Annotated in this window: 24 protein-coding genes (1 of these 24 only partly in view); 16 read left to right on the top strand and 8 right to left on the bottom strand. The window is 67.4% G+C overall.

Annotation, left to right across the window (positions count from 1 at the left end):
- Positions 1–7 precede the first annotated feature (7 nt).
- The 8 genes from F618_RS0102025 (at position 8) to F618_RS0102060 (ending at position 7,509) form a co-directional block, all read left to right on the top strand.
- The gene (locus tag F618_RS0102025) at positions 8–1,963 is read left to right on the top strand and encodes a diguanylate cyclase (RefSeq protein WP_019567634.1); all 1,956 of its coding nucleotides are present in this window, start codon (positions 8–10) and stop codon (positions 1,961–1,963) included.
- Positions 1,964–2,005: 42 nt separating this feature from the next.
- A complete protein-coding gene (locus tag F618_RS0102030; RefSeq protein ID WP_038071032.1) occupies positions 2,006–2,794 on the top strand; it encodes a VacJ family lipoprotein in 789 nt (262 codons plus the stop codon).
- Positions 2,791–3,315, top strand: a complete 525-nt coding sequence (locus F618_RS0102035) for a hypothetical protein (RefSeq protein WP_019567636.1) — start codon at positions 2,791–2,793, stop codon at positions 3,313–3,315. The genes F618_RS0102030 and F618_RS0102035 overlap by 4 nt, the downstream gene beginning before the upstream one ends.
- Positions 3,312–4,709 (top strand): UDP-N-acetylmuramate:L-alanyl-gamma-D-glutamyl-meso-diaminopimelate ligase, encoded by a 1,398-nt coding sequence (gene mpl, locus F618_RS0102040; protein WP_019567637.1) that lies wholly within the window; start codon positions 3,312–3,314, stop codon positions 4,707–4,709. Before F618_RS0102035 ends, mpl begins: the two co-directional genes overlap by 4 nt.
- Positions 4,706–5,341 carry a flavin prenyltransferase UbiX gene (locus F618_RS0102045; RefSeq protein ID WP_019567638.1) on the top strand — a complete coding sequence of 212 codons (636 nt, stop codon included), beginning with the start codon at positions 4,706–4,708 and terminating at the stop codon, positions 5,339–5,341. The genes mpl and F618_RS0102045 overlap by 4 nt, the downstream gene beginning before the upstream one ends.
- Positions 5,338–5,940 carry an LON peptidase substrate-binding domain-containing protein gene (locus F618_RS0102050; RefSeq protein ID WP_019567639.1) on the top strand — a complete coding sequence of 201 codons (603 nt, stop codon included), beginning with the start codon at positions 5,338–5,340 and terminating at the stop codon, positions 5,938–5,940. The genes F618_RS0102045 and F618_RS0102050 overlap by 4 nt, the downstream gene beginning before the upstream one ends.
- A 56-nt stretch (positions 5,941–5,996) precedes the next feature.
- Positions 5,997–6,383 (top strand): thioredoxin, encoded by a 387-nt coding sequence (gene trxA / locus F618_RS0102055; protein ID WP_018145279.1) that lies wholly within the window; start codon positions 5,997–5,999, stop codon positions 6,381–6,383.
- 184 nt (positions 6,384–6,567) lie between these two features.
- Positions 6,568–7,509, top strand: a complete 942-nt coding sequence (locus F618_RS0102060; protein WP_018175596.1) for an AEC family transporter — start codon at positions 6,568–6,570, stop codon at positions 7,507–7,509.
- A 974-nt stretch (positions 7,510–8,483) separates the two neighbouring features.
- On the opposite strand, the gene F618_RS0102065 is transcribed toward F618_RS0102060, so the two are convergent.
- The 4 genes from F618_RS0102065 to thiD all read right to left on the bottom strand — a co-directional run bounded on the left by F618_RS0102065 (position 8,484) and on the right by thiD (position 12,175).
- Positions 8,484–9,302, bottom strand: a complete 819-nt coding sequence (locus tag F618_RS0102065; RefSeq protein ID WP_019567640.1) for a sulfite exporter TauE/SafE family protein — start codon at positions 9,300–9,302, stop codon at positions 8,484–8,486.
- An 85-nt stretch (positions 9,303–9,387) separates the two neighbouring features.
- On the bottom strand, positions 9,388–10,665 hold the full coding sequence (gene hemL, locus F618_RS0102070; RefSeq protein WP_019567641.1) for a glutamate-1-semialdehyde 2,1-aminomutase: 1,278 nt from the start codon (positions 10,663–10,665) through the stop codon (positions 9,388–9,390).
- Positions 10,666–10,752: 87 nt separating this feature from the next.
- Complete coding sequence (gene thiE / locus F618_RS0102075; RefSeq protein ID WP_018145283.1) at positions 10,753–11,397, bottom strand: thiamine phosphate synthase; 645 nt, start codon at positions 11,395–11,397, stop codon at positions 10,753–10,755.
- Positions 11,387–12,175: a bifunctional hydroxymethylpyrimidine kinase/phosphomethylpyrimidine kinase gene (gene thiD / locus F618_RS0102080; RefSeq protein WP_019567642.1), complete on the bottom strand. Its 789-nt coding sequence runs from the start codon at positions 12,173–12,175 to the stop codon at positions 11,387–11,389. The genes thiE and thiD overlap by 11 nt, the downstream gene beginning before the upstream one ends.
- Before the next feature lie 83 nt (positions 12,176–12,258).
- On the opposite strand from thiD, the gene F618_RS0102085 reads away from it, so the two are divergent.
- Positions 12,259–12,705, top strand: a complete 447-nt coding sequence (locus F618_RS0102085; RefSeq protein ID WP_018175878.1) for a hypothetical protein — start codon at positions 12,259–12,261, stop codon at positions 12,703–12,705.
- A gap of 10 nt (positions 12,706–12,715) precedes the next feature.
- Here F618_RS0102085 and F618_RS0102090 read toward each other — a convergent pair whose 3' ends face one another.
- Positions 12,716–13,381, bottom strand: coding sequence for an HAD family phosphatase (locus tag F618_RS0102090; protein WP_019567643.1), 666 nt, complete (start codon positions 13,379–13,381; stop codon positions 12,716–12,718).
- A 164-nt stretch (positions 13,382–13,545) separates the two neighbouring features.
- Between F618_RS0102090 and F618_RS0102095 the strand changes: the two genes are divergently transcribed.
- Together F618_RS0102095 and ptsP are read left to right on the top strand one after the other, a co-directional pair.
- Complete coding sequence (locus F618_RS0102095; protein WP_018169060.1) at positions 13,546–14,106, top strand: RNA pyrophosphohydrolase; 561 nt, start codon at positions 13,546–13,548, stop codon at positions 14,104–14,106.
- A 20-nt stretch (positions 14,107–14,126) separates the two neighbouring features.
- Positions 14,127–16,394, top strand: coding sequence for a phosphoenolpyruvate--protein phosphotransferase (ptsP, locus tag F618_RS0102100; RefSeq protein WP_019567644.1), 2,268 nt, complete (start codon positions 14,127–14,129; stop codon positions 16,392–16,394).
- 36 nt (positions 16,395–16,430) lie between these two features.
- On the opposite strand, the gene F618_RS0102105 is transcribed toward ptsP, so the two are convergent.
- Positions 16,431–16,943 (bottom strand): CopD family protein, encoded by a 513-nt coding sequence (locus F618_RS0102105; RefSeq protein ID WP_018145289.1) that lies wholly within the window; start codon positions 16,941–16,943, stop codon positions 16,431–16,433.
- Between the two features lie 46 nt (positions 16,944–16,989).
- The gene (locus F618_RS0102110) at positions 16,990–17,505 is read right to left on the bottom strand and encodes a peroxiredoxin (protein ID WP_018145290.1); all 516 of its coding nucleotides are present in this window, start codon (positions 17,503–17,505) and stop codon (positions 16,990–16,992) included.
- A 96-nt stretch (positions 17,506–17,601) separates the two neighbouring features.
- On the opposite strand from F618_RS0102110, the gene argC reads away from it, so the two are divergent.
- From argC to erpA, 4 genes are all read left to right on the top strand, one after another.
- Positions 17,602–18,657 (top strand): N-acetyl-gamma-glutamyl-phosphate reductase, encoded by a 1,056-nt coding sequence (gene argC, locus F618_RS0102115; RefSeq protein ID WP_018175876.1) that lies wholly within the window; start codon positions 17,602–17,604, stop codon positions 18,655–18,657.
- Between the two features lie 124 nt (positions 18,658–18,781).
- Complete coding sequence (locus F618_RS0102120; RefSeq protein ID WP_018937263.1) at positions 18,782–19,444, top strand: DUF6776 family protein; 663 nt, start codon at positions 18,782–18,784, stop codon at positions 19,442–19,444.
- The gene (locus F618_RS0102125; protein WP_018937262.1) at positions 19,441–19,875 is read left to right on the top strand and encodes a polymer-forming cytoskeletal protein; all 435 of its coding nucleotides are present in this window, start codon (positions 19,441–19,443) and stop codon (positions 19,873–19,875) included. The genes F618_RS0102120 and F618_RS0102125 overlap by 4 nt, the downstream gene beginning before the upstream one ends.
- A 57-nt stretch (positions 19,876–19,932) precedes the next feature.
- Positions 19,933–20,307, top strand: coding sequence for an iron-sulfur cluster insertion protein ErpA (erpA, locus tag F618_RS0102130; RefSeq protein ID WP_018145294.1), 375 nt, complete (start codon positions 19,933–19,935; stop codon positions 20,305–20,307).
- Positions 20,308–20,396: 89 nt separating this feature from the next.
- On the opposite strand, the gene F618_RS0102135 is transcribed toward erpA, so the two are convergent.
- On the bottom strand, positions 20,397–21,533 hold the full coding sequence (locus F618_RS0102135; RefSeq protein ID WP_019567645.1) for an anhydro-N-acetylmuramic acid kinase: 1,137 nt from the start codon (positions 21,531–21,533) through the stop codon (positions 20,397–20,399).
- Between the two features lie 141 nt (positions 21,534–21,674).
- Here F618_RS0102135 and tyrS point away from each other — a divergent pair, with 141 nt between their 5' ends.
- On the top strand, positions 21,675–21,759 hold the 5' end (the start) of the coding sequence (gene tyrS / locus F618_RS0102140; RefSeq protein ID WP_018951617.1) for a tyrosine--tRNA ligase. It continues 1,121 nt past the right edge of the window; 85 of the gene's 1,206 nt are visible here — the first part of the coding sequence; the start codon lies at positions 21,675–21,677; its stop codon lies off the right edge, out of view.

Consider the following 21,759-nt stretch of genomic DNA (forward strand, 5'->3'; position numbering starts at 1 on the left):
CGCGTGGATGTCTGGTGGCCTGGCGGTGTTCCTGGTGGGTTTTCTGTTGCTGTATCGCTCGGCGCCCTTGTTCGCGGAGGAAACGGCGGCGGTGGACGAGCAGCGCCTGGTCTTCGGGGTGCTCGCCCACCGCGGCGACGATGTGGCACGCCAACGCTGGACGCCATTCGTCGAGTACCTGTCAGAGCAGATCGACGGGGCCCGTTTCGTGCTGGAGCCGGTGGACAACGACGGGTTGCAGGCGGCGGTAGCAGACCAGCGCTTCGATCTGATCCTGACCAACAGCGGTTCCTACGTGATGTTGGAGCAGCAGCACGGGATATCGCGCATCGCGACCATGCAGCCGCGTCAGGTGGGCCGTGACGAGGACCGGTTCGGGGCCGTCGTGATCGCCCGCGCCGATCGGGATGACCTGGTGGAGCTGGACGATCTGCGGGGGCAGCGCTTGTCCGCAGTGCATCCTGATGCCTTTGGGGGCTGGTGGATGACCTGGCGCGAATTGCAGGCGGCCGGGCTGGACGTCGAGAGTGATCTGGCGTCGGTGGTATTTACCGGCTTTCCGGTCGGCCGCGGCCTCGACTGGGTGCTGCAGGGGGAGGTCGATGCCGCGACCTTCCGGACCGGCATCCTGGAGGACCTGGAGGCACGTGGCGATCCACGGGTGGAGCAGGTTCGGGTGGTCGGCGAGCGCGCCTTCCCATCGTTCACTTACCGCGCCAGTACCCGTTTGTACCCCGAGTGGCCGCTGGCGATGCGTGGTGACCTGGATACCGGGCTGGCGCATGCCATCCTGCTGGCGACCCTGTCGCTGGATGCGGAACATTCGGCAAGTCAGGCGGCCGGCATCGGCGGCTGGGCAGCACCCCGGTCCTACGAGGACGTGCACGGGCTGATGTACGAACTGGGAGTTGGCCTGTATGCGCCGCAGCCCTTCGATATCCTGGTCTGGCTGCGTGACAACATCCTGTGGCTGGTCTCGGCGCTGGCCGTGGTCGCGCTCCTGGCGCTGCTGTATGTCTCGCGGGTCCACACCCGGGTGCGCCGCTCCGGGCGCAACCTCGAGCGCAGCATGGACGCGATCCCGGATGCGGTGATCACCCTGGATGCACGTGGCGGGATCTCCTACGTGAACCCTGCGGCCCGCGAGCTGGCGGGCCTGACCCGGGATCAGGTTCTGGGTTGTTCCCTGGATCAACTGCTCGACTTGCGCGAACTGGGTACCGGCCGCCCCCTGCTGCCGGCGGATGCCCGGGGCGAAGCGCTGAACCAGGCCCTCGGCGAGCGTTCGGATGCCCGCCTGGTCCGGCGTGACGGTCACGAATTGATCGTGCGTATCGCCCGTACCGCGCTTGACCCGGTAGCCGGTAGTTCCGTGCGGACCCTGCTGGTGCTGACGGATGTCTCCGAGGAACGCAGGCTGGTGGATCGGCTGGTGCACGAGGCGAGCCACGATGGCCTCACCGGCTTGTTGAACCGGCGCGCCTTCGAGCGCGAGCTGGAGATTGCCATGCATGCCGCCCGCGACAACCGTGCGGTGGCCAGCCTGCTGCTGGTGGACCTCGACTACTTCAAGGACGTGAACGACCGCCATGGCCATCGGGTCGGCGACGAACTGCTGCGCCAAGTTGCTCATGTGCTGCGCCAGCTGACCCGGGGTCACGATGCCGTGGCCCGGATTGGGGGTGACGAGTTCGCCGTGATCGCGCGCGATACGAACGCGGAGTATGGGCGTATCCTTGGTCAGCGGATCTGCTCGGCCCTTGCCGACCGGCCGTTGCAGGTGGAGGCCCGGGACGTCACCATTGGCGCCTCGGTGGGCGTGGTCGAGCTGGGACCGGACGTGCCGGGGGTGGACGAGGCCTTTGTCGCAGCGGATCGCGCCTGTTATCAAGCCAAGGATCAGGGCCGCGGTCAGGTCGGGGTTGCCCGCAAGGCGGACATCTACCCGATCACGGGGGCCTGAGCGTAACCGGCTCGGCGCCGGATCGAAAAATTAAGGAATCACATGTCTGTTGTCTCCTGTTTGCGCCCGGGCCTGCTGGCCCTGATGTTCCTTGGCCTGGCCGGTTGCGCGACGGTGCCCAGCGAGGACCGCCACCCCGATGATCCCTGGGAGCCCTACAACCGGGCGGTGTTCGAGATCAATCAGGACTTCGACGAGTCGCTGCTGCGCCCGGCCGCAGTGCAGTACCAGCGCCTGCCGCAACCGGTGCAGACCGGGGTGGGCAACTTCTTTTCCAACCTCAATGACTTCACGGTCCTGTTCAACAACCTGTTGCAGGGCAACCTGGAAAACGCCGCCTCGGATACCGGGCGAATCATGTTCAATTCGACCTTCGGGCTGTTCGGGCTGATCGACGTCGCCTCGCCCATGGGGCTGGACAAGAACAACGAGGACTTCGGCCAGACACTGGGCGCCTGGGGCGTGGCGCGAGGCCCCTACCTCCAGCTGCCCTTCCTCGGACCGAGCACGGCACGGGATGCCCCGGCGCGGCTGGTGGATGGCTACACCAGCCCGCTCTATCACACCAACCTGCGCGACGATCACACCGGGTGGTGGATCGGCCTGATCGCACTGGACGTGGTCGACATGCGCGCCGGCTTGATCCCGACCGAACGTATGCTGGCGCAACTGTCCGACGACCCCTACATCGCGATGCGCCAGGGTTACCTGCAGCGCCGGGACTTCCTGGTGCGGGGCGGCAGGCCGGATGGCGAGGCCGATGCCATGCTGGACGAACTGGATGAGCTCGAGGCGCTGGAGGCCATGGAGGCCGAGGAGAGCGAACGTTGAACGGCCTTGCCGCGATGCTGAACATCCTGCGCCTGCACGCCGGGCCGCAGGACCTGCCGGCGGATAACGGCACGCTGGTCTTCTGGGTCGGCATCGCCCTGATCGCCGGCATGGTGATCGGGATCCCGCTGTACGGCTTCGGCCAGGCGCTGGCACTGAACGTGATGGACCTGGTGGTCCTGTATGCCTTTGTCGCCATCCTGCTGAGCATGCAGGGCGTAGCGGATCGCTGGCGCCAGACCTTCACCGCGATGGCGGGGACCGGCGCGGTCCTGGGCTTGTTGATGGCGTTGCTGATGGTGCTGGCGGGCGGACCCGATCCGGCGCGCGACCCGGAGGAGGTCGCCACCGGGGTCGTGTTCGGCATGCTGGTGCTCCTGGCCTGGTTGCTGCTCGTCTTTGGTCACATCCTGCAGCAGGCGCTGGGGTTGGGTTCGCGTCTGGTGGGAATGCTGATCGCGCTTGGTTATATAGTGGTCTCCAGCGTGGCCACCCAGACCGCGATCGGGCTGTTCCAGTGACCGGCGGGCAGCTCCACGTCCTCGGGATTGGCGGGACCTTCATGGGCGGACTGGCCCAGTTGGCGCGCGCGCAGGGGTATGCGGTCACGGGTTCCGACCAGAAGCTGTACCCGCCCATGAGCGATCAGCTGGAACAGGCCGGGATTGCCTACCACGAGGGCTACGACCCCGATACGCTGCCCGACGCGGGGCCCGTCGTGGTCGGTAATGTAATGCGCCGCGGCATGCCCGTCGTCGAGGCCCTGCTGGATCGCGGGCTGGACTACACCTCGGGCCCGCAGTGGCTGGCCGAACACATCCTTCGTGATCGCTGGGTGCTGGCGGTGGCCGGTACCCATGGCAAGACCACGACCGCCAGCATGCTCGCCTGGATTCTTGAATACGCGGGGATGAGCCCCGGCTTTCTGATCGGCGGAGTCCCCGGCAATTTCGGGGTCAGTGCGCGCCTGGGGAATGCTCCGTTTTTCGTGATCGAGGCCGACGAATACGACAGCGCGTTCTTCGACAAGCGCGCCAAGTTCGTCCATTACCGCCCGCGCACCCTGGTCCTGAATAATCTCGAATTCGACCACGCCGACATCTACCCCGACCTGTCCGCGATCGAGCTCCAGTTCCATCACCTGGTGCGTACGGTGCCGGGGCAGGGGCGCATCCTGATGCCGGCCGGTGATGCCGCACTGGAGAGGGTGCTGGAGATGGGGTGCTGGACGCCGGTGGAGCGCCTCGCGACCAACCCTGAAGGCGACACTGGAAATGCGACCCCCGCGCTGGCCGCGCGCGCCCTGAACCCCGAGGCCTCGGTCTTCGAGGTGCTGGCCGATGGCGTGGCACAGGGGCGGGTGGAATGGTCGCTGACCGGGCGTCACAACCTGGCGAATGCCCTGGCGGCCCTGGCCGCCGCTCGGCATGCCGGCGTTCCGCTGGCTACGGGCCTGGCCGCCATGCCGGCGTTTCGCGGCGTTCGTCGGCGCCAGGAGCTGCGCGCCGAGATCGACGGCATCCGGGTGATCGACGACTTCGCCCACCATCCCACGGCGATCCGCCTGACCCTCGAAGGGCTGCGCGGACAGGTGGCGCCGGGTGGGCGTCTGGTGGCGATCCTCGAGCCGCGCTCCAACACGATGCGCATGGGGGTGCACGCCGAGGCCCTGGGTACGGCGCTTGCGCAGGCCGACGCAGTCCATCTGTACCATGCCCCGGAGATCGACTGGTCCACCGAGGGCCTGCAACAGCAACTCGGCGAGCACCTGTCCGTGGCGCGCGATATCGAATCCCTGCTGCAGGGGATTCTTGCCACCGTTCGATCCGGCGATACGCTGGTGATCATGAGCAACGGAGGCTTCGACGGGTTGCACCTGCGCCTGATTGACGCCCTGCAGGGGACGCCCGCATGACCGAACGCCCGCGCAGCATCTCTCTGGCCCTGACCGGCGCCTCCGGTGCGCCCTATGGTTTGCGCCTGTTGCAGTGCCTGGTCGAGTCCGGCGTCCAGGTGCACCTGATGCTGTCGAAGCCGGCCCAGGTCGTCCTCGGGCTGGAAACGGACCTGAATTTGCCCGGCCGCCCGGTGGAGATTGCGCGCTACTTCACTGAGCGCTATGAGGCGGCCCCCGATCAGATCCACTGTTACGGGCCCGAGCAATGGACCGCCCCGGTCGCCAGTGGCTCGGCCGTGCCGGAGGCCATGGTGGTCTGCCCCTGCACCACCGCCACCGTGTCGGCCATCGCGACCGGTGCCTCGCGCGGGCTGATCGAGCGTGCCGCCGACGTGGTGCTCAAGGAACGCCGCAAGCTCCTGCTGGTGGTGCGCGAGACGCCGTTCTCCGAGATCCACCTGGAGAACATGCTGCGTCTGGCGCGCATGGGCGCAGTGGTGATGCCGGCCAATCCGGCCTTCTATCACCGTCCGCAGTCCATCGATGACCTGATCGACTTCATGGTGGCGCGGGTGCTGGATCACCTCGACGTCGAGCACGCCCTGGTGCCGCGCTGGGGCGCGGCCCCGGAGCCGGGAGAGGATGCATGACCACGCTGCCGCTGTTTCCGCTGAACACGGTGTTGTTCCCCGAGGGGTTGCTGCCGCTGCGGATCTTCGAGACCCGTTATCTGGACATGGTGCGGCGCTGCCTGCGCAGCGATGGTCGCTTCGTCATCGTGGCGACCGAACCGGAACGCGAATCCGGTGAACTCCCGTCCGAGACGGATCCCTCCGCGGGTTTCTACAGTGTCGGCACCGAGGCGATCATTGTGGACTGGGACCAGCGTCCCGACGGGTTGCTGGGGATCCTGGTCAAGGGCGAGGGCCGGCGGGTCATCCACAATGCCCGGCACGCCGATGACGGCCTGTGGCTGGGTGATGTGGAGCCCTTGCCGGAGTATCCCGAGGTGAGCCTGCCGGTCGACTATGCCTCGTTGGCCGACCTGCTGGAGCGCTTGCTGGACCAGTTGGGTACGCCCTGGTCGCACCTGGAACGGCGCTTCGACGACTCGACCTGGGTTGCCGCGCGGCTGACCGAACTGCTCCCGATCGACCTCGAAATCAAGCAGCAATTGCTGGAGGCCGACGACCCGATCGAGCGTCTGGAACGCCTGCGAGCGGCCATGCTCGCAGCATCGAAATCCTGAAAGCGGCCGCGGAGGCTGGTAAGGTTCGGGGACATTTTTAACCGGAGCCCGCCATCATGGCCGTTCAGGAACTCACGCAGGACACGTTCGAATCCACTATTACCGGGAATGACATCGTCATCATGGACTTCTGGGCCCCCTGGTGTGGCCCGTGCCAGCAGTTCGCCCCGACCTTCGAGGAGGCCTCCGGCAAGCACTCCGACGTGGTCTTTGCCAAGGTGAATACCGACGAGGAGCAGGCCATCGCCGGCGCCTTCCAGATCCGTTCCATCCCGACCTTGATGATCTTCCGCGAGCAGATCATCGTGTTCTCCCAGCCGGGCGTGCTGTCCGCCGGTCAGCTGGACGAGGTGCTGGGCAAGGTGCGCGAGCTGGACATGGAGCAGGTGCGCGCCGACGTCGAGCGCCAGCAGCAGGAACAGGAGCAGGCCGGGGGCGCGTAAGCCGCCTCTGACAACGGTTTCCCGCGGGCCCAGCCCGCGAGATCGAACCCGGCCGGGGGCGTCGCCCCGCCGGGTTTTTTTGTGTGGGGCGCGTGCCAGGATCGTAGAATGACCGCAAACCCCTGTGCCATGCGCGAAAGGATGCCGTCACCATGCCCCAGCTCCCCGAGGCCGGACGCCTGCCATGTTGAGCGTGATGACCCAGATGGGGGCGCTGATCGTCGCGGGCGTGGTCTGGCGCGCCCTGCAGCCGGGTGGTCTGGATGCGGATACGACGCGCCGGGTCCTTACGACCCTGGTCTACTACCTGTTGCTTCCGGCGCTGGTCCTGCAGGTGCTGTGGGTGGCCCCGCTGGGCCTCGACTCCCTGCGTATCGCCCTGGTGGCGGGCCTCACGGTTCTGGCGATGGTCGGGGTCACATTGCTGGCCTGTCGCGTCTGCATGGCGGAGCGTGCGGCGATCGGCGCGATGCTGCTGGCGGCTGCCTGGCCCAATGCCACCTATCTCGGTCTCCCGGTGCTCGACAGCCTGTTCGGCGAGCCTGGCCGCGCGGTGGCGATCCAGTACGACTTGTTTGCCTGCCTCCCGCTGGTACTGACACTGGGCGTGCTGCTGGCGCGGCGCTACGGCGATCCCGAGGCGGTACGCCTGTACGGGGGCGGGAGTCCACTGCGCGGGCTGGCGGCGGTGCCGTCGATCTGGGCGGCGGTGGTGGGTGTGGCGCTGAATCTCGCCGGGGTCCCATTGCTCGACTGGCTGGACGTCTTTCTCGGCTTCCTGGCGGACAGCGTGGCCCCACTGATGCTGTTCTCGCTGGGCCTGGCGCTCGTATTCAATCGCTTTCGTGGACGCGATGCCCGGCCTCTGGCGGTGGTGGCCGTGGTCCAGCTGATTCTGGCCCCCATCTTCGCGCTGGGCCTGGTGCTGTGGACCGGCCTCGAGGGTGTGCCCGGTGTCGGATCGGTGCTGGAGGCGGCGATGCCGGCGATGGTCCTGGGACTGGTGTTCTGCGATCGCTTCCGCCTGGACACCGGCCTCTACGCGGCCGCGGTCACGCTGACCACGGCGCTGTCGTTGGTCACCCTGCCCCTGTGGTTCGCTCTCGCCACCCGACTCATCGCCTGACCCTCAACGCAGTTGGTGGCTGGCCCTGTTTCATCGTCGGTGTTTACGGTGCCTTCGGTCCGCATACTGTCCGGCGCTGACTCGCGAGCGCACCGCGAGGTACTTTCTTGCTTGCCCAAGAAAGTACCCAAAGAAGGGCACCCGGATTTCGCCCGTGAACCTCGCTCCGGACGCGCTGGGCCGGCGGCGCTGAACTCGCTGCGCCTGCGGCTTCGCTCAGACATCCAGCGCCCCATGTCTATTGTTAACTGGCCGGCCCATCACGCCCTCCACGAGGGGCTCCATACGGGGGAGAAGGTCAAAACAAACGGTACCCCGTAGGGTGCCGTTGAGCGCAGCGAAACGCACCATCTCCCACGCCGTGCGACACCCTGATGCGATTCGCTACGCTCATCCGCATCCTACCCCCTGGCGCCCGCTACGCGGGCGCGGCACGCCATGGCCGCAGGCCGAGCGTGCCCAGATGCCGGAACAGCCCGCCTCCATCCAATGGCACAGGCCTTCGGACCGCCGTTGTCTTGACCTGCCTCCCGTTGTCGTCGCGCCGAGTGGAGAGGCTTTTCGCGGGACGATTCTAAATAGACACGGGGCGCTGGATGTCTGAGCGAAGCCGAAGGCGTAGCGAGTTCAGCGCCGCCCGCGAAAAGCCTCGGAGCGAGGGAAACCCCGGCCCGCGCAGCGGGCCGGGGTCGCGGCAGTCGGGCGTGTTTCTTGGGTACTTCTTTGCACGAGCAAAGAAGTACCTCGCGGCGCGCTGGCGAGTCAGCGCCGGGCAGTATGCGGACCGAAGCCACCGTAAACACCGGGTGATGAACCAGGGCCAGCCACCACCTGGCATGTGGTGGACCGAAGCCGGCGTAAACACAGTGGACGAACCTGGACCAGCCTCAAGCTGCGGGGCAATCGCCGGACCGATGCGATTCGCTGCGCTCATCGGCATCCTACAGCGGGGGAAGAGCCGGCGGGGGCGAGTGCTAGCGGATGAGCATGAGGATGCCGGCGAGGATCAGGATGCCGGCGAAGCCGCGGCGGAGGTGAGCGACCGGCAGGTGATGGGTCAGCCAGACGCCACCGCGCACGCTGATGGATGTGCCGATCACGACGCCGAGGATGGCCGGCAGGTAGAGATAGCCGAGGGCCCATTCCGGCGCCTGATAGGCCGGGTCGGCCCATTGCGGTAGGGCGAACACCAGGCTGGCACCGATGGAGATCGGCACGCCCAGCGCCGCCGCCGAGCCGATCGCACGGCGCAGCTCCAGCCCCTGACTGACCAGGAACGGCGTGGTCAGCGTGCCGCCGCCGATGCCGATCAGCGAGGAGATCGCACCGATCAATGCCCCGCCGCCCAGCCAGACGCTGCGCCGGGGTACCGGGGCCTCCGGTGGCTGGATGTTCAGGAGCATCCAGATGCCGATCGCCACCTCGAAGGCGCCGAAGATACGCCCCAGGTGGTCGGAGTCGATGCGCGTGGCCAGCCAGGCGCCGATCAGCGCGCCGACGATGATGCCCGGCAGGAGACGGCGTACCGCCGCGCCGTCCACGCCGCCCCGGCGGTGGTGGGCGCGCGCCGACAGGATCGCCGTGGGGATGATCGCGCCCAGCGAGGAGCCGACCGCGAGCTGCACCAGGCTGGCCGAATCGAAGGCCAGCAGACTGAATACGGCGACGAACACTGGCACCAGGATCAGCCCGCCGCCGATGCCGAACATGCCAGCCGGGATGCCCGCGACCAGGCCGAGCGCCACAAACAGCAGCCCCAGCGCCAGCGGTGACTGGATCAGTGTCTCGGTCATTCGTGCGTAGTGGCGAGTCAGGGCCCAGCGGACCGGCGGACCGCTGGGGTCGCCGGTTCACTGCGCAGGAGAGGCGAGGGCGCGCTCAGAGCGCCTTGAAGGACTTGCGGGCGGCCTCGATGGTCGCGTCGATGTCGGCGTCCGAATGGGCGTTGGACATGAAGCCGGCCTCGAAGGCGCTGGGGGCCAGGTAGACGCCTTCGCCCAGCATCGCGTGGAAGAAGCGGCCGAAGGCGGCGGTATCGCAGGCGGTGGCCCCGGCGAAATCGGTGACCTTCTGCTCCGAGAAGAACAGCCCGAACATGCCCGGCACCTGGTTGGTGGTCAGGGCCACGCCGGCCTCGCGCGCGGCGTCCTCGAAGCCCGCGACGACCTTCTTCGTACGCGTCTCCAGCTCGTCGTGGAAGCCCGGGCGCGAGAGGATCTCCAGGGTCTTCAGCCCGGCGGTCATCGCGATCGGATTCCCGGACAGGGTGCCGGCCTGGTAGACCGGCCCCAGCGGCGAGAGGTGTTCCATGATGGCGTGCTTGCCGCCAAAGGCCCCGACCGGCATGCCGCCGCCGATGATCTTGCCCAGCGTGGTCAGGTCCGGGGTTACGCCCAGGTAGCCCTGGGCGCAGTTCTTCGACACGCGGAAGCCGGTCATCACCTCGTCGAAGATCAAGACCGCGCCGTGCTGGTCGCAGACCTCGCGCAGGGTCTCGAGGAAGCCCGGCTCGGGCGGGATGCAGTTCATGTTGCCCGCGATGGGCTCGACGATGATGCAGGCGACCTCGTCACCCTTCTCGGCAAAGAACGCGCGCACGCCGTCCGGGTCGTTGTAGGTCAGGGTGCTGGTCAGCGCGGCCAGTTCCTTGGGCACGCCCGGGGAGCTCGGCTGGCCGAGGGTCAGGGCCCCGGAACCGGCCTTCACCAGGAGCGAGTCGCCGTGGCCGTGGTAGTTGCCCTCGAACTTCACGATGCGATCGCGGCCGGTATAGCCACGCGCCAGGCGGATCGCGCTCATGGTCGCCTCGGAGCCCGAGTTGGTCATGCGGACCATATCCATCGACGGCACCAGCTCGCAGACCTTCGCGGCCATGTCGTTCTCCAGCCGCGTGGGGCAGCCGAAGGACAGGCCGTTGTTGCAGGCCTCGCGCACCGCCTCGATCACCTCGGGGTGGGCGTGGCCAGCCACCATCGGGCCCCAGGAACCGATGTAGTCGATATAGCGCTGGCCGTCGGCGTCCCACATGTAGGCGCCGTTGGCGCGGTCCATGAAGATCGGGGTCCCGCCGACGCCCTTGAAGGCGCGCACGGGGGAATTCACGCCGCCGGGGATGTGCTGCTTGGCGGCCTCGAACAGACGCTCGGTTTCCTGCATGACGGTGTCCTGTGATTGTTGGATTCGGGTCGATGAATTCGGGAAGCCCGGCAACCATAGCGACGGCTGCGGGCGGGTGCAAAGGGATCAGTCGAACAGTCCGCTTATCTGACGCGCGGCGGCCTCGGGGTCGGGCGCGGCGCTGATGCCCTGGATCACGGCGAGCAGGTCTGCCCCGGCCGCGACGACCTCGGGGGCGTTCGCCGCCGTGATCCCGCCGATCGCACAGATCGGCAGCTCCAGTGTGGTGCGTGCCTCGCGCAGCAGCTCGAGATCCGCGCGTGCCGCGTCGGGCTTGGTCGGGGAGGGGAACACGGAACCGAAGGCCACATAGCTCGCGCCGGCCACCTGTGCCGAGCGGGCTCGTTCGAGCTCGTTGTAGCAGGAGACGCCGACCACCGCGCCGGGGCCGAGCCGCGCGCGGGCCGCGACCGGGTCCGGGTCGTCACGCCCGAGGTGCACGCCATCGGCCTCGACGCCCGCGGCCAGCTCGGTGTCGTCGTTGATGATGCACAGCGCGCCGTGCGCATGCGCAAGGGCGACCAGTTCGCGGGCGATGGCCTCGCGTGCGGCGCCTGCGAGGGTCTTGTCGCGGAACTGGATCAGGCGCGCACCGCCACGCAGCGCAGCCTTGGCATTGGCGAGGTGTGTGGCGCGTGGGTTCGCGTCCTCCGGGACCGCCGGGGTGATGAAATAGAGCCCGCGCAGGCGGGGGGTATGCTCAGTCGCCATGTGGGCACAGCCGGTTGGGGACGTGCTGGCCGTGGCCGGGGGCGTAGCCCCGTGCGACGGCGTCGTTCATGAAGGCCTGGGCCTCGATCACCGCCGGCTCCAGGTCACGGCCGCGCGCCAGGAAGGCGGCGATCGCCGCAGCCAGGGTGCAGCCGGAGCCGTGGAAGCCGGCCGGATGGCGCGGCAGCTCGAAGGCGCGCATGTGCCCGTCCTCGCGGTACAGGCGGTTGATGATGGGGTCCTGATCGCCGCCTTCGTGGCCGCCGGTGATCAAGACGTTGCGCGCGCCCCGTTCGCGCAGCCGTTGGCCCCACTGGGTGGCATCGTCGGTTCGGGCCAGGCGCGCGGCCTCCGGTCCGTTGGGCGTGATCAGGGTGGCGCGTGGCAGCAGGGCCTCGCGGGTCGCGTCCACCACGGCTTCGGTCGCGAGCGCCCCGCCGCCGCCGGCGACCATCACCGGGTCCAGCACCACCGGGATGTGCGGGTGCTCGGCCAGCAGCGCCGCGACCATTTTTACGTTTTCCACTGAGCCCAGCATGCCGATCTTGATTGCGGCGACGGCGAGATCGGCCAGGGTGACCTCGATCTGGGCGCGCAGCTGTTCCGCAGACAGCACGCTGAAGTCCAACACGTTGCGGGTGTCCTGCACGGTGATCGCGGTCACGGCCGTACCCCCGTGTACGCCGAGGCGGGTAAAGGTGGTCAGATCGGCCTGCAGGCCGGCGCCGCCACCGGGGTCGGAGCCGGCAATGGTCAGCGCGATCGGGGGATGATTCATGAATGGGGGCTCCCGTGCTAAGGTTGCGCGCGCCCCGGCACCCCCGGGGCGTTCTTGTTCCGCATCCCGGGAGTGTACGCAGCATGAGCAGCGAGTTCGAAGTCGAGTCCCTCCGCCCCCTGGTCGCCGCCGCCGAAGCGGGTGGCACGCTGAACGCAGAGGTCGATCAGGCCCTGGCCGCGCTGGAGCAGGAGCTGAACCGGCTCGCCGGCGAGTTGCAGGTGGAATACGTGGGGCCCGCCGTGGGCATGGCGGACATGCAGGCCGAGCATGTCTATCGGCTGGTCATTCGTCAGCACGAGATCGACGTGACCCGCCACGAATGGAGCCTGTGGGTCTGCGATGCGCTGGACAACTGCGACTTCCGGGCAACCTGGCCGGTGACCGGTGCCGCGCGCCTGCGGCGCAAGCAGGTGGTGGCCGTGGTGCCGGAATTGGTTGCCGGCTATCGCGATGCAGTCGCGGCGGCCGGCAAGGCGGATACCCCTGCGGGGCAGCGCCTCGCCCAGATCGCCAGCGTCTTCAGCTGACGTCGTCTCCCTAGCGCAACGAGATGACTGGCCAGCCTTGGTTGTGAGCGTGCGAGGCGAGGGTCGGGTCCGGGTCCACTGCGACGGGGTGCCCCACACGTTCCAGTAGCGGGATGTCGTTGCGCGAGTCGCTGTAGAAGCTGGCCTGCGCGATGCTGTCCTCGGGATCCGGATGATCCGCGAGGTACTGGCGCAGGCGTTCGATCTTGCCTTCCTGGAAGCAGGGCACCCCGGTCAGGTCGCCGGTAAATTCTCGGTCCTCGCCTTCCTCCGCCAGGGTCGCGATCAGGTGGTCCACGCCCAGCAGGTCGGCAATCGGCTGGGTGACGAACTGGTTGGTCGCGGTGATGATGACCAGCTCGTCACCGGCCTCGCGGTGTCGGGCCAGCAGGGGCGGGGCGCCGGGGGCGATCATTGGCCGGATCAGCGTGTCGATGAAGCGCTCCCTCCAGGCCTCGAGCTGTGCGCGTGGGTGTTCGGCCAGCGGGCTGAAGGCGAAGCGGCAGAATTCGTGGATGTCGAGGGTGCCCGCCACATACTCCTGGTAGAAGCGGTCATTGGTCTCGGCGTGACAGGTCGGGTGGACGGCGCCCACCTCTGCCAGGAACTCGTTCCAGGCGTGATCGCTGTCGCCGGCGAGCAGGGTGTTGTCGAGGTCGAACAGGGCCAGGGCCATGAGGGTGCTCTCGGGTTGGCTTGGATCGGACGCGAGTGTACCGGCGGGCGTCGTCGGCTGCAGCCACAGGCCCCTTTTGGGGCCGGCACCGGAGGCATGGTAGGGGCTTTGCCGCCGGGGCACCGGCTGTGGAACAATGCCAGTAATAGAGAAGCGTCTGGCTGATGCAAGTGATTGATTGTGACGGGTATCGCGCAAACGTAGGCATCATCCTGTGCAACGCGGAACAGCAGCTGTTCTGGGGCAAGCGGGTCGGGCAGGCGGCCTGGCAGTTCCCCCAGGGGGGCGTGCATGCGGAAGAAACGCCCGAGGAGGCGATGTTTCGCGAGCTGCACGAGGAGACGGGCCTGTTCCCCCGGCACGTCGAGGTGCTGGGCAGTACCCGCCATTGGCTGCGCTACCGCCTGCCGGAGCGCATGGTCCGGCGCCATCAACGCCCGGTCTGTATCGGCCAGAAACAGCGCTGGTTCCTGCTGCGCATGGTCGGAGACGAGAGCGACGTGGTGCTGGATGCGATGGAAACCCCGGAATTCGATGATTGGCGCTGGATCGACTACTGGCGTCCGGCACGCGAGGTCGTGCACTTCAAGCGCCAGGTCTATCGCCGTGCGCTGTGCGAGCTGGTGCCGCTGATGTTCCCGGAACTCGAACAGGCGCGCGCGCGACGTTCTGGCCGCCGTGGCCCGGCCCAGCCCCAGCCCCGTTCGCCGGTGTCCTCGCGTTGACGGTCCCGAAGCAGCCCTCGATGCTCGAGGTCCTGCGCCGTGTGGTGCAGGAAGTGAACGGTGCCGCGGATTTCTTCGAAGCGCTGCATATCATCGTTACGCGGGTGAAGGCGGCGCTGGAGATCGATGTCTGTTCGATCTACCTGAAGTCGCCGCAGTCGGGGCGCCTGGTGCTGATGGCCTCGGAGGGTCTGCGCGAGGAGTCCATCGGGCAGGTCGAGATGGATCCGTCGGAGGGTCTGGTGGGTCTGGTCGCCTCGCGGGCCGAGCCGGTCAACCTTGACAGCGCTCAGGACCACCCGCGTTTTCGTTATTTCCCGGAGACCGGCGAGGAACACTTCCTCGCGTTTCTGGGGGTCCCGATCATCCACCAGCGCAGCCTGCTGGGCGTACTGGTCGTGCAGCAGCACCAGGCGCGCAAGTTTGATGACGAGCATGTCTCCTTCCTGATCACCCTGGCGGCGCAGCTGGCCGGGGCGATCGCCTATGCCGAGTTCAACGACGAGATCTCCTCCGAGACCCCGCTGATCGGGCATGTGAACGTCGAGGCCACCGGCATTGCCGGCTCGCCGGGCGTGGCCATTGGCCGGGCCGTGGTGGCCTACCGCCTGGCGGACATGGACTCCATCCCGGATCGCGAAGGCGCCGGGGTGGATCACGAACTGGAGCATTTCGGGCAGGCGGTGGCGGAGACCCGCACCGAGATCGAGGACCTGAAGCAGCGCATGGGCGAGGCCCTGGGGCCGGACGAGCAGGTGCTGTTCGATGCCTACCTGATGCTGCTGGGTTCCGACTCTCTGGTGCACAAGACCCAGACGCGCATCCGTAATGGGCAGTGGGCCCCGGCGGCTTTGCGCGACACGGTGCGTGAGAGCGTGCGGGTATTCGAGGATATGGAGGACCCGTACCTGCGCGAGCGGGCGGCGGATGTGCGCGATCTAGGTCGCCGCGTGCTGTCGCACCTGCTGCCGGCCGATCGCAGCCAGGACGAGTTTCCCGATGGCGGCATCCTGGTCGGGGATGACCTGACCGCCTCGCATCTTGCGGAGGTTCCGATCGAGCGGTTGGGGGCCATGGTCTCGGCCAAGGGGACGGGTTCTTCGCACATCGCGATCCTGGCGCGGGCGCTCAACATCCCGGCGGTGATGGGCGTGTCCGAGCTCCCGGTGGGGCGCCTGGAAGGGCGCGAGATCCTGGTTGATGGTTATCGCGGGCGGCTGTTCGTGAACCCCAACGCCGAGCTGCGCGTGGAGTTCGAGCGTCTGGTGCGCGAGGAGCGTGAGCTGGCGGAGGACCTGCGTGCGCTGGCCAAGGACCCGGCCGAGACCCGCGATGGCGTCGCCGTGCCGGTGCTCGCGAACTCGGGGCTGCTGGCGGATATCAAGCCGTCGCTGGCGTCCGGGGCCGAGGGGGTCGGGCTGTACCGTACCGAGGTCCCGTTCATGATCCGCGACCGCTTCCCCGGCGAGGAGGAGCAGGTCCAGCTCTACGAGCAGGTGCTGGCCTCCTTCGACCCCATGCCGGTGACCCTGCGCACCCTGGATATCGGCGGCGACAAGGCCCTGCCATATTTCCCGGTGAAGGAGGACAACCCGTTCCTCGGCTGGCGCGGGATCCGTATCTCGCTGGATCACCCGGAGATCTTCCTGACCCAGCTGCGGGCGATGCTCAAGGCGAGTCGCTCCCACGACAACCTGCAGATCCTGTTCCCGATGATCTCGGCGCTGGACGAGCTGAAGGGGGCGATGACCCTGCTCAACCGGGCGCGCGAAGAGTTGCTGGACGAGGGTTTCCGCATCCCGATGCCTCGCATCGGGGTGATGGTCGAGGTGCCGGCGGCGGTGTACATGTCGGAAATGCTTGCCCGGCGGGTGGACTTCCTGTCCGTGGGCACCAACGACCTGGTCCAGTACCTGCTGGCGGTGGACCGCAACAACGCCCGTGTGGCGCATCTCTACGACACCCTGCACCCGGCCTGCATCCACGCGCTGGAGACGATTACCGACGGTTCGCACCGGGCGGGCAAGCCGGTCAGCGTTTGCGGGGAAATGGCAGCCGACCCGGCCGCGGTGATCCTGCTGCTGGGGATGGGGATCGACAGCCTGAGCGTCAGCGTGTCCTCGATCCCGCGGGTGAAGTGGGTGATCCGCAGTTTCTCCACTGACCGCGCCGAGGCCTTGCTGGCGCAGTGCCGGCTGCTGGAGAACGCCGATCAGATCCGTTCGCTGCTGAACAATGCCCTGGTCCAGGCCGGACTGGGCGGGCTGGTGCGCGCCGGCAAGACCTGACCGCGGCGCTCACCCATGGCCGGCAGGGGGCGCAGCTCAGGTGCGGCGTGCCCGCCACAGCGCGATCAGCGCACTCAGGAGGAAGATCCCGAGCACCACGCCGATGGCGATGAGCGCATCCACGATGGAGCGGTTGACCACCAGCACGACCACGCCCACCAGAATCGGGACCGGGATCTCGTTGAACCAGCGATACCAGGTGTGATCGCGTCGGTTCAGGTCATCGCGGAAGTCGCGCACGATCTTGCCGCACCAGACGTGATAGGCCACCAGGACGGCAATCAGCGTCAGCTTGAAGTGCATCCACGGCTCGGCCAGATAGAACGAGCGATCCACCAGCATGATCACGCCGAAAAGGATGGTGATCAGCGCGCCGGGGGTCATGATCCCGTAGAACAGCTTGCGCTCCATCACCTTGAAGCGCTCGTGACCGAGGGCGTCCTCGGTCATCGCGTGATAGACGAACAGGCGCGGTAGATAGAACAGCCCGGCGAACCAGGTGACCATGAAGATCACGTGCAGGCTGAGGAACCAGTTATAGGCTTGCATGGAGGTCCTTCTCGGAAACGGGTGCGATGTCCCTGCGCGGGGCGGCTCAGGAGAGCCAGCGTTCCAGGTGGCGTTCGATCTGTTCGAAGTCCGGGTCGCCCAGCTTCTGGTAGACGATGCGGCCATTCGGCGAGATAAGGAAGGTGGTCGGCGTCAGGCGCACGCCGCCATAGGCCTGTGAAAAGGCGTCGTCGCTGTCGTGGATGACCTTGTAGGGCATCCCGCGGTCCTCGCGCATGGCCTCCACGCGGTTGATCGGGTCGTAGGACAGCGCGACCGCCAGCAGCTCGAAGCCCTTGTCGGCGTAGGTGTCGTGCAGGTGGATCAGTTCCGGGATCTCGCGGATGCAGGACGGGCAGTTGGTTGCCCAGAAGGAGATCATCACCGGCCGGCCCTCGTAGTCTTCCAGGGCTACCGGCTCGCCGTCCAGGGTGGTGGCGGCGAAGGCGGGTGCCGGGCGCATGCCGTCGTCGGTCAACCAGATGGTCGCGGCGACGGCGACCAGCGCGATGATGAAGATGCCTCCGAAGATGGCCTTGCGGTCGATCCTGACTTTGCTCATAGGGGTGTGATCCGTTGATCGAATAGCCTGCATTTGTGGACTGGCCGAAACCGCATGCGTTCCGTGGTCCCGGCCAAGGCGGTATCATGCCGCAGCATGACGAACGCAACCAACAGCAAACCCATCCGCATCGGGGTTGTCGGGGCCACCGGCTACACCGGAGTGGAACTCCTGCGCCTGCTGGCGCGGCATCCCGCGGCCGATCTTCAGGTGGTGACCTCGCGCGGCGAGGCGGGCACGCCCGTGGCGGATTTGTTCCCCAGCCTGCGCGGCGCGGTGGATGCCGTCTTCCAGGCCCCGGACGAGGCGACCCTGGGCGAGTGCGACGTGGTCTTTTTCGCCACCCCGCATGGGGTGGCGCATGGACTGGCTGCGCCGCTGCTTGAGCGGGGCACGCGCATCATCGATCTGTCGGCGGATTTCCGTATCCGTGATCCCGAGTTGTGGGCGCAGTGGTACGGACAGGCGCATGGTGCGCCGCAGTATCTGGACGAGGCCGTGTACGGCCTGCCCGAACTGAACCGGGCGCAGATCCATGATGCGCGGCTGATCGCCGTGCCGGGTTGCTATCCCACGGCGGTGTCGCTGGCGGTTCTGCCTCTGCTGGAGGCCGGTCTGATCGATCCCGCGGACGTGATCGCGGATGCCAAGAGCGGTGTCAGCGGGGCCGGGCGCAAGGCGCAGATCGGCGGGCTTTTCGCCGAGGTGCAGGAAGATTTTCGCGCCTATGCCAGTGGCGGGCATCGGCATTGGCCGGAGATCCACCAGACGCTCAGTGGCGTGGCCGGGCAGTCGGTCGGGCTGATCTTCCAGCCGCATCTGGTGCCGATGACGCGCGGTATTCACGCGACGCTCTATCTGCGCCCGCAGGTGGCGGACGCGGACTGGCAGGCCTGTTTCGAGCAGCGCTATCGCGACGAGCCGTTCGTGGACGTGATGCCGCCGGGGGCCCATCCGCAAACGGCCAGCGTGCGCGGCACCAATCTTTGTCGTATTGCGCTGGCACAGCCGCCGCACTCCGGACGGCTGATGGTGCTGTCGGTGATCGACAACCTGGTGAAGGGCGCGGCCGGGCAGGCCGTGCAGAACATGAACCTGATGTTCGGCCAGGCCGAGACAGCCGGTCTGGACGGGCTGCCGGTTTTCCCCTGATGTCCTGGCCTGCCACATGACTACGGGTGTCCCGCGTCCACGTCTGCCCCGGATTCCGCGCATTCCCGCGCGGCGGCGCAGCGGGTCGGGACGCCGCGGCGGGTGGTGGCGCGCGGGGCTGCTGATGCTGATCCTGGTGTTGGTGGCGGGCGGAGCCTGGCTGGTCGAGAACTGGCGCGAGGACATACGGGACACGGTCGATGCGCAACGCGGTATCGAGGGCCTGCGGGATGACCTGGAGCAGGCGCTCGTCGCGCGCCAGGCTGCCGAGGAGGCGCGCCGCCACGCCGAGCAGCAGCTGGAAATGAAGACCGCGGAGCTCGCGGCCTTTTCCGGCGACATCGAGCGCCAGGAGGCCGAGTTGCTGGAGTTGCGCGAGGAGCTGGCGTTTTATCGGCGGCTTGCGGAGGGCGCGGGTGAAGATGCCCTGGGCATCCGGTCGCTGCAGTTGCAGCGCACGGGGCAGTCGGGCGTGTTTGATGTCGTGTTCCAGCTCTACCGCCCGGGGTTGAGTCGTTCGGTGGATTTGCGCTGGGCGCTGGAGGTCGAAGGCTATGCGACCGGGGAAGAGGCGCTGTCCACCCTGGAGACCGATGCGCTGGGGCTGGAGAACGATCGCCTGGTCGAGGGGTTTCGGTTGTTGCGCAATCAGCGCGCCCGGATCCATCTTCCGGAGGGCTTCGAGCCGGTCGGGTTGACGCTGAGGGCGAGCGCCGCGAACGACGAGGATCTTGAACCGGTTTCGGAATGGGCCGACTGGGATCGCCTGCTGGAGAGTACGCAATGATGGGACGCAAACGAGGCCGCCGCGCGCGGAAAGTGGATACCCTGGTGGGGCGCCATACAGTGGTCCACGGTGATATCGAGTTTGGAGGCGGGTTGCATATCGAAGGCCGCGTGATCGGGGATATCCGGGCCGCGACCGATTCGTCGGCCGTTCTGGTGGTCGCGGGTGGGGGCGTGGTCGAGGGCCATGTCGCGGTTCCGCACCTGCTGATGAACGGCGAGGTGCGTGGCGATGTCCATGTGGGAGAGCACGTGGAGCTTGGCGAGACGGCCCGTCTGGCCGGTAACCTCTACTACACCGTGCTGCAGATGGCAGAGGGCGCGCAGATCGACGGCTTGCTCAAACGGGTGGAGCATCCCCTCGAGGGCGAGCTGGACGGGACGAGCGAGACCCAGGCCCTGGCCAATCCCACGGAAGATGAGCATTCTTGACTCCGGGGCTCAGTCTTCCGTAGCGTGAATGAAAATGATTATTACAGGAGGCCCCGAATGTCCGAGCCCATGACGTCCGAAGCGGAACTGGACATCGAAATGCCCAGCCCATTGATCTTTACCGATGCCGCGGCCACCAAGGTGAAGGGGCTGATCGAGGAAGAGAACAACGACAACCTCAAGCTGCGCGTATTCGTCAGCGGGGGCGGTTGTTCCGGCTTTCAGTACGGCTTTACCTTCGACGAGACCGTCGGCGATGGCGACACCCTCGTGGAGAATGGTGGGGTGACCCTGCTGATCGACCCGATGAGCTTCCAGTATCTGGCGGGTGCCGAGATCGACTACTCCGAAGGTCTTGAGGGCGCGCAGTTCGTGATCCGCAATCCGAATGCCACCACGACCTGCGGCTGCGGTTCGAGCTTCTCGGTCTAGAGAGAAGCTGACAAGCGGTTAAGAAAGGGCCCGATCCGGGATTCCGGATCGGGCCCTTATTTGTTTCGGGTCGGGGCGAACGGCCCGCGCTAGTGGCCCCCGGGTGCCCGGGGGCCACCGGGGATGATGCACCCAAGTACGCGTGGGCCGCGCGCGCCGGTCACTTCCGGGAGGTTGCCGGGCTCGCCGGCAAGGGTTCGCGCGGCCAGCCAGGCAAAGGCGGCACCCTCCACCTGCTGTGGGGGGACCCCATGGCGTTCGGTGGTCTCCACCAGGGTCGCGGGCAGGGCCTTGGCGAGGCGCTTCATCAGGTGGCGGTTGTGCGCGCCGCCGCCGCACACCAGCAAGCGGGCGGGCGGCTGCATGTGCAGATGCTCCAGCGCGTGCCGCACGCCCTCCACGGTCAGTTCTGCCAGGGTGGCCTGAATGTCCTCGGGCCGGGCTCGGTCCAGGCGGTCGCCAGCCCCGGCACGGAGCCAGGCCGGCGAAAAGTATTCGGGCCCGGTACTCTTTGGCGGAGGGCGCTGGAAGAACGAATCCTGGAGCAGCCGGGTCAGCAGTTCGGGGTCGGGCGTGCCGCTGCGGGCCCATGCGCCGTCATGATCGAACGGCGTCTGATGGTGACGCCGATTCCAGTCGTCCATCAGCGTATTCGCCGGGCCGCAGTCGAAGCCGATCACGGGCTGACCCGGCTGCAGCCAGGTGATGTTGGCGATGCCGCCTAGATTGAGGACCGCGCGGGTCTCGTCCGTGGATCCGAACTGCGTAGCGTGAAATCCGCAGGCCAGTGGTGCCCCCTCGCCGCCGGCAGCAATATCGCGCGGCCGGAACTGCGCCACGGTGTCGATGCCGGTGGCCTCTGCGATGCGGAAGGGATCGCCGATCTGCCAGGTGAAGGGCGGATCGGCGTCGGGGGCGTGGTGTACGGTCTGGCCGTGACTGCCGATCGCCCGGATCGCGGTCGGCGCCAGACCGGTCTGGTCCAGCAGGGCTTGCACGGTACGGGCGAACAGCATGCCGAGCCGCGCATCCAGCGCGCCCAGGTGCCGGTAGCGCAGGGTTTCAGTGGTGGCCGCCGTCGCCAGCTCCTGGGCGAGGTCGTCGGGGTACCCCAGCTGGCAGTGATCCACCACGCGTACCGGCCCGGTCTCGCGGATCTCTGTCAGCACGGCGTCCACGCCGTCCCGGCTGGTGCCGGACATCAGCCCGATAAAGCGTTCCGTCATAGTGGTGATCCTCGCGCGCGCATTACATGGGTCGGCGTCCATTCTGGACCACCGCGGCATTTCGCGTCCGTTCGGGGGTCGCGGTATCCTTGCGCGCGATCGGCCAGCCCGGCCGGTCTCTGATCTCGACCAAGGGGCGTCATGGAACTCGAAGACCAGCTGGCCGTTATTCGTCGCGGCACCGATGAAATCCTGCTCGAGGACGATCTTGTCGAGCGCCTCAAGA

It is taken from the genome of Thioalkalivibrio sp. ALMg13-2 (assembly GCF_000381185.1).
Classification (GTDB): domain Bacteria; phylum Pseudomonadota; class Gammaproteobacteria; order Ectothiorhodospirales; family Ectothiorhodospiraceae; genus Thioalkalivibrio; species Thioalkalivibrio versutus.